We start from the raw sequence: 1,361 nt of genomic DNA, 5'->3' as shown, positions 1-1,361 counted from the left end.
GAGAGTGTCAGTTTTTTTGTGTGCGGGCCGATAACGGCCTGCCGTCAGGCAGGCCATGCTTTTACCAGGTCGGCCTGATAAATCGATCTCCGTACAGAATCGCAAATTGGTTCATCGCACTCTTCCAGTCATGAGCCGCCGAGCCCCAGTTTGCCGTGATGTTACGCAGCCCAAGCCAGATCAGCTTGGTCGCTGCGTCATCCGTCGGGAAGTGGCCTCGGGTCTTGATGATCTTGCGTAGCTGAGCGTTGATGCTTTCGATAGCGTTGGTCGTATAGATCACTTTTCGAATGGCAGGCGGGAAGACAAAGAATGGAATCACTCGATCCCAGGCTCGTCTCCAGGCCGCCACCACCGTTGGGTATTGCTTACCCCAAGGGCCATTTTCAAAGGCGTCCAGTGCTTCCTCAGCCGCTTCTGCGTTGATGGCCTGATAGATCGGTTTTAGCGCCTTGGCCAGCTCACGGCGCTTGTCCCACGCCGCGTAATCGAGGCTGTTGCGGATCAAGTGGACGATGCATGTTTGCAGCGTTGTTGCCGGAAATACTGCGCTTAGCGCCTCTGGCATGCCTTTGAGACCGTCGGTCACGGCGATCAGCACGTCCTCTACGCCGCGGGTCTTGAGGTCGTTGAAGACCTTCATCCAGAACTTCGCACCCTCGGTGTTTTCGATCCAAATACCAAGAATATCGCGCGTTCCATCGGGTAAAACACCCAGCGCCAAGTAAATCGCCTTGTTGCGGACAAGGCCTTCTTCTCGGATCTTGACCCGCAGCGCATCGAAGAAAATGACTGGGTACATCGGCTCAAGCGGTCGCTGTTGCCACGCACCAATTTCCTCCATCACCTCGTCCGTGACTGAGCTGATGAAGTCATGGGAAACGTCCGTCCCGTATTGCTCAGAGAGGAAAGCGCGGATTTCTCGAACGGTCATGCCTCGGGCATACATGGCGATGATCTTGTCATCAAAACCGGTGTAACGCCGCTCATGCTTGGGGATCAGAATGGGGGCAAAACTGCCATCCCGATCACGGGGAATCTCCAGCCGCAGCGGGCCATCCCCCGTCAAAACCGTCTTGCCCGTTTTGCCATTGCGCTGGTTGGTTTCATCCTCTGGGCGCTGCGCGCCCGGCGGATACCCCAGGTGGTGACCGAGCTCGGCACTCAATGCTCGCTCGATCAAGGCCTTCTTGAAGGCCGCAGAAGCGTCTTCGATAGCCTCTGCGGTCATCAGCCCCTCACCGAACTGTTCGAGCAGCTCCTTGGGGATTTTTGGTAGGTCACGAAGGGGTTTCTTTTTGGTTGGCATACATGCACCTCTTACTCATGTTATGCCCGAACACAAAATTTCTGACACCCCC

General features: G+C 56.0%; 1 protein-coding gene. It reads right to left on the bottom strand.

Annotation, left to right across the window (positions count from 1 at the left end):
- Window positions 1–61: 61 nt before the first annotated feature.
- Window positions 62–1,309: an IS256 family transposase gene (locus V6M90_RS30020; protein ID WP_305428768.1), complete on the bottom strand. Its 1,248-nt coding sequence runs from the start codon at window positions 1,307–1,309 to the stop codon at window positions 62–64.
- Between the last annotated feature and the right edge of the window lie 52 nt (window positions 1,310–1,361).

Source organism: Pseudomonas lactucae (genome assembly GCF_036688725.1).
Classification (GTDB): Bacteria; Pseudomonadota; Gammaproteobacteria; order Pseudomonadales; family Pseudomonadaceae; genus Aquipseudomonas; species Aquipseudomonas lactucae.
The sequence above is the reverse complement of the archived record's forward strand: the minus strand, read 5'-3'. Positions and strand labels throughout refer to the sequence as shown.

Bases quoted from the DNA above. Each gene is read 5' to 3' on its own strand.
- V6M90_RS30020 (WP_305428768.1), bottom strand. From the start codon at position 1,309: ATGCCAACCAAAAAGAAACCCCTTCGTGACCTACCAAAAATCCCCAAG.